The organism is Variovorax sp. F042 (genome assembly GCF_057814215.1).
Genome location: NZ_JBVASX010000003.1, coordinates 436627 through 449762 on the forward strand (window position 1 = coordinate 436627; position 13136 = coordinate 449762).

Annotated in this window: 14 protein-coding genes; 4 read left to right on the top strand and 10 right to left on the bottom strand. The window is 67.7% G+C overall.

Going from position 1 to position 13136, the window contains the following annotated elements; genetic code table 11:
* Window positions 1–25: 25 nt before the first annotated feature.
* The 3 genes from mreD to ACZYSP_RS14820 all read right to left on the bottom strand — a co-directional run bounded on the left by mreD (window position 26) and on the right by ACZYSP_RS14820 (window position 2636).
* Window positions 26–547, bottom strand: a complete 522-nt coding sequence (gene mreD / locus ACZYSP_RS14810; RefSeq protein WP_093053544.1) for a rod shape-determining protein MreD — start codon at window positions 545–547, stop codon at window positions 26–28.
* On the bottom strand, window positions 544–1506 hold the full coding sequence (gene mreC, locus ACZYSP_RS14815; RefSeq protein WP_489014893.1) for a rod shape-determining protein MreC: 963 nt from the start codon (window positions 1504–1506) through the stop codon (window positions 544–546). The genes mreD and mreC overlap by 4 nt, the downstream gene beginning before the upstream one ends.
* Before the next feature lie 86 nt (window positions 1507–1592).
* Window positions 1593–2636 carry a rod shape-determining protein gene (locus tag ACZYSP_RS14820; protein ID WP_007833435.1) on the bottom strand — a complete coding sequence of 348 codons (1044 nt, stop codon included), beginning with the start codon at window positions 2634–2636 and terminating at the stop codon, window positions 1593–1595.
* 216 nt (window positions 2637–2852) lie between these two features.
* Between ACZYSP_RS14820 and gatC the strand changes: the two genes are divergently transcribed.
* From gatC to gatB, 3 genes are read left to right on the top strand one after another with little or no spacing between them, the layout of a single operon-like run.
* Window positions 2853–3152 (top strand): Asp-tRNA(Asn)/Glu-tRNA(Gln) amidotransferase subunit GatC, encoded by a 300-nt coding sequence (gene gatC, locus ACZYSP_RS14825; protein ID WP_093053537.1) that lies wholly within the window; start codon window positions 2853–2855, stop codon window positions 3150–3152.
* Window positions 3152–4669 carry an Asp-tRNA(Asn)/Glu-tRNA(Gln) amidotransferase subunit GatA gene (gatA, locus tag ACZYSP_RS14830; RefSeq protein WP_489014897.1) on the top strand — a complete coding sequence of 506 codons (1518 nt, stop codon included), beginning with the start codon at window positions 3152–3154 and terminating at the stop codon, window positions 4667–4669. Before gatC ends, gatA begins: the two co-directional genes overlap by 1 nt.
* 1 nt (window position 4670) lies before the next feature.
* Window positions 4671–6161, top strand: coding sequence for an Asp-tRNA(Asn)/Glu-tRNA(Gln) amidotransferase subunit GatB (gene gatB / locus ACZYSP_RS14835; protein WP_093053532.1), 1491 nt, complete (start codon window positions 4671–4673; stop codon window positions 6159–6161).
* 43 nt (window positions 6162–6204) lie between these two features.
* Here gatB and ACZYSP_RS14840 read toward each other — a convergent pair whose 3' ends face one another.
* Entirely contained in the window at window positions 6205–6900 is a 696-nt protein-coding gene (locus ACZYSP_RS14840; protein ID WP_176928763.1) for a DUF4124 domain-containing protein, read from the bottom strand.
* Between the two features lie 13 nt (window positions 6901–6913).
* Window positions 6914–7600, bottom strand: a complete 687-nt coding sequence (gene pyrE, locus ACZYSP_RS14845; RefSeq protein WP_093053529.1) for an orotate phosphoribosyltransferase — start codon at window positions 7598–7600, stop codon at window positions 6914–6916.
* 12 nt (window positions 7601–7612) lie between these two features.
* Between pyrE and ACZYSP_RS14850 the strand changes: the two genes are divergently transcribed.
* Window positions 7613–8416 carry an exodeoxyribonuclease III gene (locus ACZYSP_RS14850; protein WP_093053526.1) on the top strand — a complete coding sequence of 268 codons (804 nt, stop codon included), beginning with the start codon at window positions 7613–7615 and terminating at the stop codon, window positions 8414–8416.
* An 8-nt stretch (window positions 8417–8424) separates the two neighbouring features.
* On the opposite strand, the gene ACZYSP_RS14855 is transcribed toward ACZYSP_RS14850, so the two are convergent.
* The 5 genes from ACZYSP_RS14855 to ACZYSP_RS14875 are packed head-to-tail and all read right to left on the bottom strand — an operon-like array spanning window position 8425 to window position 13130.
* Window positions 8425–9942, bottom strand: coding sequence for an amidohydrolase family protein (locus ACZYSP_RS14855; protein ID WP_489014899.1), 1518 nt, complete (start codon window positions 9940–9942; stop codon window positions 8425–8427).
* 28 nt (window positions 9943–9970) lie between these two features.
* Window positions 9971–11026 carry an ABC transporter substrate-binding protein gene (locus ACZYSP_RS14860; protein WP_489014901.1) on the bottom strand — a complete coding sequence of 352 codons (1056 nt, stop codon included), beginning with the start codon at window positions 11024–11026 and terminating at the stop codon, window positions 9971–9973.
* A 21-nt stretch (window positions 11027–11047) separates the two neighbouring features.
* Window positions 11048–11461, bottom strand: coding sequence for a DUF3830 family protein (locus ACZYSP_RS14865; RefSeq protein WP_093054233.1), 414 nt, complete (start codon window positions 11459–11461; stop codon window positions 11048–11050).
* Window positions 11462–11466: 5 nt separating this feature from the next.
* Window positions 11467–12243: an ABC transporter permease gene (locus ACZYSP_RS14870; protein WP_093076753.1), complete on the bottom strand. Its 777-nt coding sequence runs from the start codon at window positions 12241–12243 to the stop codon at window positions 11467–11469.
* Window positions 12240–13130, bottom strand: a complete 891-nt coding sequence (locus ACZYSP_RS14875) for an ABC transporter ATP-binding protein (protein ID WP_426391119.1) — start codon at window positions 13128–13130, stop codon at window positions 12240–12242. Before ACZYSP_RS14875 ends, ACZYSP_RS14870 begins: the two co-directional genes overlap by 4 nt.
* Window positions 13131–13136: the final 6 nt, after the last annotated feature.

Sequence of the window (13136 nt, forward strand, 5' to 3'; positions counted from 1 at the left end):
TTTTGGCAAATGCGGCAGGCAGGGCTTAGAGGGGGCGGTTCTCGTCCGGTTCCGGGGTGCGGCGCTGGGGCGCGAGCAACAACGCCGTGACCAGCGGCCACAGCGCAGCCTCGATGGCGGGCGAGATCAGCACGGTCCACCCCGGGAACACGCCGCCGCCGATCATCCGCGTGACGACCTCGATCAGCTGCGACAGCGCAAAGAGCGGCAGCACCTGCAGCGCCTGCGACAGCACCGGATACCAGAGCAGGCGCCGGTGGATGGTGATCGCGAAGAAGCCCAGCGTGGTGTAGGACAGCGCATGCTGGCCCAGCATCGACGACTGGTGCACGTCCATGCACAAGCCGAACACGAAGGCCGCGCCGATGCCCACGCGCGCGGGCTGGTGCACGCCCCAGAACACGATCACCAGCGCCAGCAGGTCGGGCATCCAGACCGCGCGGCCGATGGGGATCATGTTGATGAGCAGCGCCACCACGAGGCTGCTCCACATGAAGAGCGGGCTGACGGGCAGCAGGAGCTGCTGCTGGCCTGGACGCTTGATCATGGGCGCGCTCCCGCTGGCTTCTTTTCGTTCTTGCCCGCGCCGGGCTTGCCTTCAGGCCGCTTGCGCTGGGTGGCGGCGGGCGCGGCAGGCGGCGGCGCGGCCGGCGTGCCGGTGGGCTCGAGCACCAGCACATAGCGCGCGGCCGTCACATGGGCCAGCGGCACGCAGTAGATGCGGGCGAAGGCCGAGTCGGCGCGCCGCTCGATGCGCTCGATCTTCGCCACCGGCAGGCCGGCGGGGTAGATGCCGTCGACGCCGCTGGTGGAGAGCAGGTCGCCCTCCTGCAGGTCGGCATTGGCGGCCATGAAGCGCAGCTCCAGCCCGCCGCCGTGGGCCGAGGCGTCGCCGAAGGCCACGCTGCGTACGCCGGTGCGGGTGTTCTGCACGGGAATGGAAAGATCGCGGTCGATCACCAGCGTGACCTCGCTCGTGAAGGGCAGCACCTGCGTGACCTGGCCGAGCACGCCGCGCGCGTCGATCACCGGCGAGCCGGGCGCCACGCCCTGGGTCAGGCCCTGGTCGATGACGATCTTGCGGGTGTAGGGGTCGGCCGCGTCGTAGAGCACCTCGGCCGCGCGGCCCGGCGTGGCCGTGGTCTGGCGCAGTTCGAGCAGCTCGCGCAGGCGGGCGTTGTCCTGCAGCAGCGTGTCGGCCTGGGCGGCTCGTTCGGCCTGCATCATCAGCGCCTTGCGGGCGTCTTCCTCGTTGCGCTGCGCGGTCTGCAGGTCTTCGAGGTAGCGCCCGCCCCCCAGCACGGCCTGCACCGGCTTCAGCGCCACCCATTGCACCGGGTAGAGCACCGCGCCGATGGCCGCGCGGATCGGCTGCACGATGTGAAAGCGCGCATCGGCCACCATGAGGAACAGGGACAGCGCGCCGAAGAAGATCAGCTTGCTGAGCGCCGACTGCCCCTGGTTGAACAGGGGTGGCGCTGTGCGATCGAGCGTGCCCAGAGGCATGAATTCAGACCCGGCGGTGGTGCGGAATCAAATAACAAAAAGCCGGCCTGCGCAAGCAGAGGCCGGCCGATGATGGCTTTCGCCTTTTACTCGCTCGTGAAGATGCTGCCGAGACGGTCCATGCGCTCCAGCGCAATGCCGCAGCCGCGCACCACGCAGGTCAGCGGGTCTTCGGCCACCAGCACCGGCAGGCCGGTTTCCTCGGCCAGCAGGCGGTCGAGGTCGCGCAGCAGCGCGCCGCCGCCGGTCAGCATCATGCCGCGCTCGGCGATGTCGGCGCCCAGCTCGGGCGGCGTCTGTTCCAGCGCGTTCTTCACGGCCGAGACGATGTTGTTGAGCGGATCGGTCAGGGCTTCCAGCACTTCGTTGCTGCTGATGGTGAAGCTGCGCGGCACGCCTTCGGAAAGGTTGCGGCCCTTGACTTCCATTTCCTTGACTTCGGAGCCCGGGAAGGCCGAGCCGATATTCTTCTTGATGACTTCGGCCGTCGGCTCGCCGATCAGCATGCCGTAGTTGCGGCGGATGTAGTTGATGATGGCTTCGTCGAAGCGGTCGCCGCCGACGCGCACCGAGCCCTTGTAGACCATGCCGCCCAGGCTGATGACGCCCACTTCGGTGGTACCGCCGCCGATGTCCACCACCATCGAGCCCGAGGCTTCGCTGACGGGCAGGCCCGCGCCGATGGCCGCGGCCATGGGTTCTTCGATGAGGTAGACGGAGGTGGCGCCGGCTGCTTCGGCCGCGTCCTTGATGGCGCGGCGCTCGACCTGGGTGGAGCCGCAGGGCACGCAGATGATGATGCGCGGGCTCGGCGTGAGCAGCGTGCGCGGGTGCACCATCTTGATGAACTGCTTGATCATCTGCTCGGTGATCACGAAGTCGGCAATGACGCCGTCCTTCATCGGGCGGATCGCCTCGATGTTGCCGGGCACCTTGCCCAGCATGGCCTTGGCCTCGCGGCCGACGGCCTGGATCACCTTCTTGCCGTGGGGGCCACCTTCGTGGCGAATGGCGACAACCGAGGGCTCGTCCAGCACGATGCCCTTGTTACGGGCAAATATCAGGGTGTTGGCGGTGCCGAGGTCGATCGCAAGGTCGGTGGAAAAGTACCGACGGAAAGCTCCAAACATGTGCGGAATTCCTCTGAGTACGGCCTGCGCATCGGCAGGTCGTCACTCTATTTTTTGGGTCGTTTGACGGGGTGAATTGATCGTTTTTGGCGCAAAAGCCGGCGCGTTCGCGGGGGTTGCGGCAAAGGCGGGATAATACCCGAATCCCCTCTGATTCCTGTATTAGCACCCGCTTCGGCGTGCGATTACCTTCGCTTTTTTGGGCCGTTCCGACCTATGTCACTCTCCGCTTCCGATATCGAGCGCATTGCCTCTCTGGCGAGGCTGCAGCTTGCCTCCGATGAAAGCGAGCGCATGCTCAGCCAGATCAACGGCTTTTTCGATTTAGTCGAACGTATGCGTTCCGTGGACACCACGGGCGTCGAGCCGCTGGCCCACCCGGTTGCCGCGCTCGAAGACATCACGCTGCGCCTGCGCGACGACGTGGTGAGCGAACCCAATAACCGCGAAGCCAACCAGAAGAGCGCCCCGGCCGTCGAAGCCGGCCTGTTTCTCGTGCCGAAGGTGATCGAATAATGAGCAGCGGTGAATTGCACCAGATGAGCGTGGTCGCGCTGGCCAAGGCGCTGGCCGAGCGCAAGGTCTCGGCCGTCGAGGCCTCGCAGGTTTTTCTCGGCCGCATGAAGGCGCACGAGTCGCTCGGCACCTTCGTCGACGTCAATGAAGAAGTCACGCTGGCCCAGGCCCGCGCCGCCGACGCACTGATCGCCACCGGCAACGCACCGGCGCTGGCCGGCGTGCCGATCGCGCACAAGGACATCTTCGTCACCGCCGATTTCGCCACCACCGCCGGCTCGAAGATGCTCGCGGGCTACCGCTCGCCCTTCGACGCCACTGTGGTCAGGCGCCTGGCCGAAGCCGGGGCGGTCACGCTCGGCAAGCTGAGCTGCGACGAGTTCGCCATGGGCTCGGCCAACGAGAACATCGCCGTGCCCGCCGTGGGCCACGACAAGGCCGTGCCCGTGCAGAACCCCTGGAACCGCGAGCGCATTCCGGGCGGCTCGTCCGGCGCCAGCGCGGCTGCAGTCGCGGCACGCCTGGCTCCCGCAGCCACCGGCACCGACACCGGCGGCTCGATCCGCCAACCCGCGTCGTTCTGCGGCGTGACCGGCATCAAGCCCACCTACGGCCGTGCCTCGCGCTACGGCATGGTGGCCTTTGCGTCGAGCCTCGACCAGGCCGGCCCGATGGCCCGCTCGGCCGAAGACTGCGCGCTGCTGCTGTCGGCCTTCTGCGGCCCTGACCTCGACCGCGATTCGACCTCGCTCGACAAGCCCGCCGAGAACTTCGGCCGCTCGCTGAACGACTCGCTCGAAGGCCTGCGCATCGGCGTGCCGAAGGAGTTCTTCGGCGAAGGCGTGGCGCCCGGCGTGCGCGCAGCCATCGACGCGGCGCTCGCGCAGTACGAAAAGCTCGGCGCCAAGCGTGTCGAGGTGACGCTGCCGCGCACCGAGCTGTCGATTCCCGTGTACTACATCATTGCCGCGGCCGAGGCCTCGAGCAACCTGAGCCGCTTCGACGGCGTGAAGTTCGGGCACCGCACGCAAGCCTCCTACGATCCGAAGGACGAACAAGAGAGAAGCGCGCTCACGCAGATGTACGAACGCACGCGCGCCGAAGGCTTCGGCGACGAAGTAAAGCGCCGCATCATGATCGGCACCTACGTGCTCTCGCACGGCTACTACGACGCCTACTACCTGCAGGCGCAGAAGGTGCGCCGCATGATCGCCGACGACTTCCAGCAGGCCTTCAAACAGTGCGACGTGATCGCCGGCCCCGCTGCGCCCACCACCGCATGGAAGCTCGGCGAACACGGCGACGACCCCGTGGCCGACTACCTCGCCGACATCTTCACGCTGCCCGCCTCGCTGGCCGGCCTGCCCGGCATGAGCGTGCCCGCGGGCTTCGACGGCTGCATGCCCGTGGGCCTGCAGCTGATCGGCAACTACTTCGGCGAAGCGAAGCTGCTGAACGCAGCGCACCGCTTCCAGCAGGCCACCGACTGGCACGCACGCACGCCGGAGGGCTTTTGAGATGAGCGAGACCGTGAACACATTCGAAGCACAACAACAGGGCCGCCCGACCGGCCCGCTGGTGCGCGGCTATGAAGTCATCATCGGCTTCGAGACGCACGCGCAGCTGTCGACCGCGAGCAAGATCTTCAGCCGCGCCTCCACCGCCTTCGGCGCCGAGCCCAACACGCAGGCTTGCGCGGTCGACCTGGCACTGCCCGGCACGCTGCCCGTGATGAACAAGGGCGCCGTCGAGCGCGCCATCAAGCTCGGCCTTGCGCTGGGCTCGCACATCGCGCCGCGCAGCGTGTTCGCGCGCAAGAACTACTTCTACCCCGACCTGCCCAAGGGCTACCAGATCAGCCAGTTCGAGATCCCGGTCGTCCAGGGCGGCTCGGTCTCGTTCTTCCTCGGCGAAGAACAGAAGACTGTGCGCCTCGTGCGCGCCCACCTCGAGGAAGACGCGGGCAAGTCGCTGCACGAAGACTTCATCGGCCAGAGCGGCATCGACCTGAACCGCGCCGGCACGCCGCTGCTTGAAATCGTGACCGAGCCCGACATGCGCTCCACCGCCGAGGCCGTGGCCTATGCGAAGGAGCTGCACAAGATCGTCACGTGGATCGGCATCTGCGACGGCAACATGCAGGAAGGCAGCTTCCGCTGCGACGCCAACGTGTCGGTGCGCAAGCCCGGCGACAAGCTCGGCACGCGCCGCGAGATCAAGAACCTGAACAGCTTCAAGTTCATGCAGCAGGCGATCGACTACGAGATCCGCTGGCAGATCGAAGAGATCGAGGACGGCCGCGAGATCGAGCAGGCCACCGTGCTGTTCGACCCCGACACAGGCGAGACGCGCGCGATGCGTGCCAAGGAAGACTCGGCCGACTACCGTTACTTCCCTGACCCCGACCTGCCCCCGCTGGTCATCGCCGCCGACTGGATCGAGCGCGTGAAGGCCACCATGCCCGAATTGCCCCGCGCGATGGCCGAGCGCTACGTGCGCGACCACGGCCTGTCGGAATACGACGCGGCGCAGCTCACGCAGAGCGCTGCGCTCGCCGCCTACTTCGACGAAGCCGTGAACGCGGGCGCCACGCCCAAGCTCGCCAGCAACTGGATCACCGGCGAGATGGCGCGCCGCCTGAACGCCGCCGAGATCGGCATCGAGGCCGCACCGGTGAAGGCACAGCAACTGGCACAGCTGGTGAAGCGCATCGCCGACGGCACGCTGCCCAACAACGCCGCGCGCCAGGTGTTCGAAGCCCTGTGGACCGGCGAAGGCAGCGATGTCGACGCGATCATCGAGGCCAAAGACCTGAAGCCGATGAACGACACCGGCGCGCTCGACAAGATCCTCGACGAAGTGATCGCGAAGAACGCCAAGAACGTCGAGGAATACCGCGGCGGCAAGGAGAAGGCGCTCAATGCCCTCGTGGGTCAGGTCATGAAGGCCAGCGGCGGCAAGGCCAATCCGGCGCAGGTCACCGAGCTGCTGAAAGCCAAGCTGGGCTGATGGCAGGAAACCGGGGCCTTGGTGCAAGGCCCCGGCAGGTTCATCAGCGGGGATTACCGCCGTTCTGCGGCGACCAGAGCGTCTTCAGACGCGTGCGCTCTTCGTCGAAGCGCGCATTCACCCGCTTCTTCTCTTCTTCCTGCTCCGCAATGAAGCGGTTCTGCACCGCCACGCTCTGGGTGTTGTCTTCAAGCTTGCGGCGCACCGCGCCCGGCGCCTTGCTGGTGTCCTGCTTGTAGAACTCCATCTCCTCGTCGATCTTCTTGCGGTCTTCGCTCAGCTCGGCAATGCGCTTGCGCGCCGCCTGGGTCACCGCATCGATCTGCGCCAGCGCCTCGCTGCGCTCGCGGTCGTGCGTGGCGAGGTTCGGGTAGCGCACCAGCAGCGCACGTTCACGGCGCCGCTCGTCGGTCAGGCGCGCGGTCTGGATGGCGGCTTCGCGGGCGCGGTCTTCGCGCTCCTGCAGCTCGCGCGCGGTGTAGGTGGGCTCGACTTTGCGGCGCACCGAGCCGCTCGGGTTCAACTCGCGCTGCTCGCGGTCGGTGCACTCGGCAATCGGCCGGTCGGCCGTCAGCGTGCGGCCGCGGGCATCGGTGCAGGTATAGATGCCGGGGGAGGCGCCTTCCACTTTCTGCGGTTGCGCTTGCAAGGCGCCGCAGAACGAAGAAACCGCCAGGAAGAAAGAAGCCGACGCCAGCAGGCGGATCGGCTTGCCGTGATCGTCGCGTGCGTCGTGCATGGGCGCCCTTGCCTCAGCTGGTGGCGCCGTAGCGCGTGCGGTAGGCCAGCACGCGCTCGCGGTGCGCGCCCAGGTCGGCAGCGGCGTTGCCCGAGAGGTAGCTCAGCAGGTCGTCCAGCGTGGCGATGGCAATCACCGACAGGCCGAGCTGGTTGCGCACGTACTGCACGGCGCTGTGGTTTACGTCGACACCGTTCTCGGTGGCCTTTTCCTGACGGTCGAGCGCGATGGCCACTGCATGCGGCGTGGCGCCCGCTGCCTGGATCGCCGCGATCGACTCGCGCACCGCGGTACCGGCCGACATCACGTCGTCGACGATCAGCACACGGCCCTTGAGCGGCGCACCCACCAGGTTGCCGCCTTCGCCGTGCGCCTTGGCTTCCTTGCGGTTGTAGGCAAAGGGGTAGTTGCGCCCGCGCCGGGCCAGCTCGGCGGCTACCGTGGCGCCCAGTGGAATGCCCTTGTAGGCGGGGCCGAAGATCATGTCGAATTCGAGCCCGCTTTCGATCAGCCGGTCTGCATAGAATCCGGCGAGCCGGGCGATCTTGCCGCCGTCGTCGAAGAGCCCCGAATTGAAGAAATAGGGGCTCATCCGACCGGCCTTGGTCTTGAATTCGCCAAAGCGCAGCACGCCGGCATCCAACGCAAACTGGACGAAGTCCTGTGCGACCGCGCTGCTTTTCTCACCATCTACAGCCATCGGGAATTCCTTGTGTTCAAACTGACCAGTCTCAATCTCAATGGCCTGCGTTCGGCCGCTACCAAAGGCGTGGCCGACTGGGTGGCCGAACTTGCGCCGGATTGTATTTGCATGCAGGAGATCCGCGTCCAGGCCAGCGACATCGAAGGCCGGTTCGAGGAAATGGCCGGCCTCAAGGGCCATTTCCACTTCGCCGAGAAAAAAGGCTACGCCGGCACCGCCATCTACACCAAGCACAAGCCAAGCCAGGTCGTGGTGGGCTGGGGCGACGCCGAGTTCGACGCCGAGGGCCGCTACCTCGAACTGCGCTTCGACACGCCCAAGCGCAAGTTCTCGGTCATCAGCTGCTACTTCCCGAGCGGCAGCTCGGGCGAGGAGCGGCAGGAGGCCAAGTTCCGCTTCCTGAAAGGCTTTTTCCCGCACCTGGTGGCACTGAAGAAGGAGCGCGAGTTCGTGCTGTGCGGCGACATCAACATCGCCCACAAGGAGATCGACCTGAAGAACTGGCGCGGCAACCAGAAGAACAGCGGCTTCCTGCCCGAAGAACGCGCCTGGATGACGAAGCTGCTCGACGCCGGTGCCGAGGGCGCCGGCCTGGTCGACGTATACCGCATGCTCAAGCCCGACACCACCGGCGATGCCTACACCTGGTGGAGCAACCGCGGCCAGGCCTATGCGAACAACGTGGGGTGGCGGCTCGACTACCACCTGGCCACGCCGAAGACCGCGGCGCTGGCGCGTACCGAGCAGATCTACAAGACCGTGAAGTTCAGCGATCACGCGCCGATCACGGTGGACTACGACTTCAAGCTGTAAGGCGCGGCCTAGCCGCAGCAGCCACCCATCCGCCCGCGCCGATAGAACGGCCCGAGGTCCTCGGCCAGCGCCTTGACGGTCCCGCGCCACGACAGGGCGCCAGCAGCATCCGCCGCCAGTGCGCCGCGCATGCGTGCCAGCAGTTCGGCGCGCAGCGCGGGCTCGTCGATGCCCTGCACGCGGCCCGCATCGACCACCACGCGCCCGCCGACCAGCACCTTGGCGATGTGGCTGCCGTTGCCGCGCGCCAACAGCAGGTCGAGCGGATCCGTCTCGGCGAAAAGCGCGTCGTCGTCGAGCGCATCCCAGTCCAGCAACACCAAGTCGGCCGCGGCGCCGGGCACGATGCTGCCGCCGCCAGCCAGCCCGCCGCGCACGCTGCGCGGACCGTTGCGCGCGGCAAAGGCCCAGAGCTGGTCGCGCGTCATCGTGGTGTCGTAGCCCCAGCTGCGGTGCAGCGAGTACGCCAGCCGCATCTCGCGCAGCGCGTCGTCGTCTTCGTCGAAGGCCATGCCGTCCAGGCCCATGGCCACGCGGCATCCGTGCCGCAGCATCTCGGGCACCGGCGCAATGCCCGACTTGAGCCCCAGGTTGGAGCTGGTGTTGACCGCGATCGTCGCGCCGCGCTCGGCAATCAGCGCCAGTTCCTCGGGCCGCGCCCAGGCGCAGTGCGCGAGCGTGAGGCGCGGGCCCAGCAGCCCGATGTCGTCGAGAAAACGGACGATGCCGCCGGGGTGGTTGGCATCGGCCCAGTCGCGCTGGTAGCGCGTTTCGAGCAGGTGCATGTGAACGGGCCGGCCCGTGTCGGCCGATGCCTGCGCAATTGCCTCGAGCAGCGGCGTGCTGCACCACTGCACCGCCGTCGGGCCGTACTGGACGGTCGCGTGGCCGCCATGGTCGTCCTCTTCCACCATGCGCGCGACCTCGTCGACCAGCGCAAGCTGCTGCGCGGGCGCCACCGGCTTCACCGCCAGCCGTTCGGCCACTGCATGGCGGATGCCGGGGCGCAGCGCCGCCAGAACGCTCGCGTCGTCGCAGTAGGCAATGCCGTGGCGGTCGCGCATGGCAATGGCGAAGCCGATGCGCACGCCGACGTCGCGCGCCGCGCGCGCCACCGCCCGGGCCTCGTCGACATAGGCCATGCCGCCCTGCACGCGCGTGTAGTGGACCATCAGGTTCGCCACGCCATGCCGCACCGAACGCGCGAACGAGGTCGCGGCGCAAAGGTACGGGTCCATGCCCGGCACCACGCCCAGGAACGGCAGCCAGCCTTCGAGCGGCTGGTCGAAGGCGCCCAGCGTGGCGCTGCGGAAGGTGCGCGCATGATCGTGCGCGTTGGTCAGCGCCGGCAGCGCGAGCAGGCGCGGCGTGCCCGTGCCGGCGACGGCCTCTTCCGCCAGCGGCGCGATCGACCGGATGCAGCCGTCCTCCAGCTCGATGCGCACATCCGATTGCGCAGGCTGCGCGCCGGGATCGGCCAGCAGCCAGGCGCAGTCGAGCGGGCCTTCGTGCATGCGAGCGGACATGGCGTTTCCTTCGTAGTCGGGTGGGCGTTCAGGGCGCAGCGATCTTGCGCTCCGCCAGCGGCGGCAGGAAGCGCCGGTCGAAGACCTCGCCTGCGGTCGGTGCATTCGCCAGTTCGAACGCTTCCTTCACCTGCCCGATGGCACGCGTCATGCGCGCGTCGTTCACGTCACCGATACCGCCGGTGCCAACCTCGGGCGTCAGCATCACGGTGCGAAGCGTGTAGAGCAGGCGCCGCTTCTCCAGCGCCTGGTTGAGCAGCGGCTCACGCTTCATCAACGCGGCAATGGCCGCGTCGGGGTCGGCCACGGTGTCGCGCACCGCCTTGTTGACGGCACGCACCAGCCCGGCCACGGCCTGCGGCTTGTCCCTGAGCAACTGGCGGGACACCAGCACGCCGTTGCCGTACAGGTCGACGCCGTGGTCTCCGTAGTGGAACCAGCGGATGTCCTTGTCCGGGTCCACGCCCTGCGCCACCAGGTTCATGTAGCTGGTCACCGAGAACACGGCCGAGCCCTCGACGTGGTCCTTCAGCAGCATCTGCTCCTGCAGGTTGGGTGCCATGCTGGTCCACTTGACCTTGCCCGCGTCCACGCCGTTGCGGGCCGCCATCAGTGGGAACATGCGCTGCGCGGCACCACCGGCCGGCGAGCCCAGCGTGCGGCCCTCAAGGTCCTTGAGGGTCCTGATGGGGCTGCCCGCCTTCACGATGAGCGCGAACGGCGCGCGGTTGTAGACCATGTAGACCATCACGGGCGCGGCACCGGGCTTGGCGGCCGCGTTCTGGATGACCGCATTCACGTCGCCGAAGCCCGCGTCGTAGGCCCCGGCCATCACCTTGGTCACGGCCGCCGCCGAGCCGTCGCCCTGGTCGATCGTCACCGCGAGCTTTTCCGCGGCGAAGTAGCCCCGGTCTTCGGCGAGGTAGTACCAGGCATGGATGCCCTGCAACTTCCAGTCGAGGACGAACTTGATGGGTGTGAGCTGCTGGGCGCGTGCTTCGCGCACCGGAAGCGCCGCGAGCGATGCGCCCAATGCGACGGACACCGCGACGACCGCTGCGCGGCGGGATACTGGAAAGGACATGCGAGGCTCCCGTGGGTTGAATCAGATGGCTTCGAAGAGAACGTCCTGCGCGCCTTCCCACAGCACCCTGGTGCCGAGCGTGCGCAACTGCTCCCGCCCTTCGACGATGGTGAGGAAGTGGTTGCCCGCAAGCGTGCCCATCTTGCTGGCGAAGCTGCAGGCGCCGTAGGCCAGGATGATCTCGGTCTCGCTGTAGCCGCCGGGGTAGAACAGGATGTCGCCCACCGACGGATGGCTAGTGTGGTTCTCGAAGCCCACGCCCAGCTGGAAGTCGCCCAGCGGCACCCAGCAGCCTTCGCCGCTCCAGCGCACGTGAATGAGCTTCTGCCGGTAAGGCAGCAGGCGGCGGAAAGCCGCGACGGTGAGCGGCGCGTCGGGGTGCGTCTGCGCCACGAAGCGCAGGCCGCCGGCGGTGATACGGACGAGATCGCTCATGTCGTTCATGCCATTGCCATGTCGGTCTTGCGCTGGGCCCAGCCCGTCATGCGCCGCTCGACCAGCGACGAGACGGCATACAGCGCCACCCCCATCGCAGCAAGCAGGAAGAGCCCGGCGAACACCATCGGCACATCGAAGTTGCCGCTGGCGATCATCATCACCGTGCCGATGCCCTGGTTGGACGCGACCGTCTCGCTCAGCACGGTGCCCACGAAGGCCAGCGTGATCGCGATCTTGAGCGAGGCGAACAGGTAGGGCAGCGCACGCGGCAGGCCCACGTTCCAGAGAATGTCGCGCTTCCTCGCGCCGAGCACGCGCAGCACGTCCTCCAGCTCGGGCTCGGTGCTCGCGAGGCCGGTGGCCACGTTGACCACCACCGGAAAGATGCTGATCACCATCGAGGTCAGGATCGCCGGCACCGTGCCCGCGCCGAACCACACCACGAACAGCGGCACCACCGCCACCTTCGGAATGCTGGAGAACCCCACCAGCAGCGGATAGGTCACGTCGTAGGCCAGCTTCGAAGAGCCGATCATCACGCCGATGACGATGCCCGCTCCCACGCCCAGCACGAAGCCGGCGAGCGTGGTGTAGAGCGTCTGCACGGTGTGCGGCCACAGCAGCGGCATCTTCTGGATCAACACCGCCGCGATCTGGCTCGGGCGCGGCAGGATCAGGTCGGACACGCCGAAGGCCAGGCACACCACCTCCCAGAGCACGAAGAAGCCGACGAGCGCGCCCGCGGAAAGCAGGCGCTGCCGTGCGAGCGGCGCGATCATGCGGCCACCTCTTCGAGCACATTCCCGGGCGGCACCAGCATCGGTACTGGCACCGCATCGCTTTCGCGGCGCGCCTGCGCGATGCGCATGCGCAGCTGCTGCACCAGCGCCGCGAACTCGGGCGCATAGCTGCTCTCCAGCGTGCGCGGCCGCGCGAAGCCCACGTCGCGCGTTTCGAGAATGCGCCCCGGCCGCGCGCTCATCACGCAGATGCGGTTGGCCAGGTAGGCCGACTCGCGCAGGTCGTGCGTCACCAGCAGCACGGTCGGGCGCTTGGCGATCCACAGCGTCTGCATGATGTCCCACAGCTCCTCGCGCGTGAACTGGTCGAGTGCGCCGAAGGGCTCGTCGAGCAGCAGCAGTTCGGGCTCGTGCACGAGCGCACGGCACAGCGAGGCGCGCTGCAGCATGCCGCCCGACAGCTGCCACGGCCGCTTGTCGCCGAAGCCCTTGAGCCCCACCTGCGCCAGCAGCGCATCGGCGCGCTCGGCGTATTCGCCGCGCTTCTTGCTGCGGTAGTGCTGCCGGAAGGGCTCGACGATCTTGAGCGGGATCATCACGTTCTCGCGGATCGTGAGCCACGGCAGCATGGTCGGGTTCTGGAAGGCGAGGCCGATGCGAAGGCGCGGTGCTGTCGACGCATGCGCGCCCGCCGGGGCCAGCGTGCCGGCCGCGCCCACCTCGCGCCCGCCGGCAATCACCGCGCCCGCACTCGGCCTCAGCAGGCCGGCCACCAGCTTCAGGATGGTCGACTTGCCGCAGCCGCTCGGGCCCACCAGGGCAACGAAGTCGCCCTTCTCGATGTCCAGCGTCGTATGGTCCAGCGCGATGGTGCCGCCGCCATAGCGCAGCATCACGTCGGACAGTTGGATGAATGCGTTGCCCATGAGGTC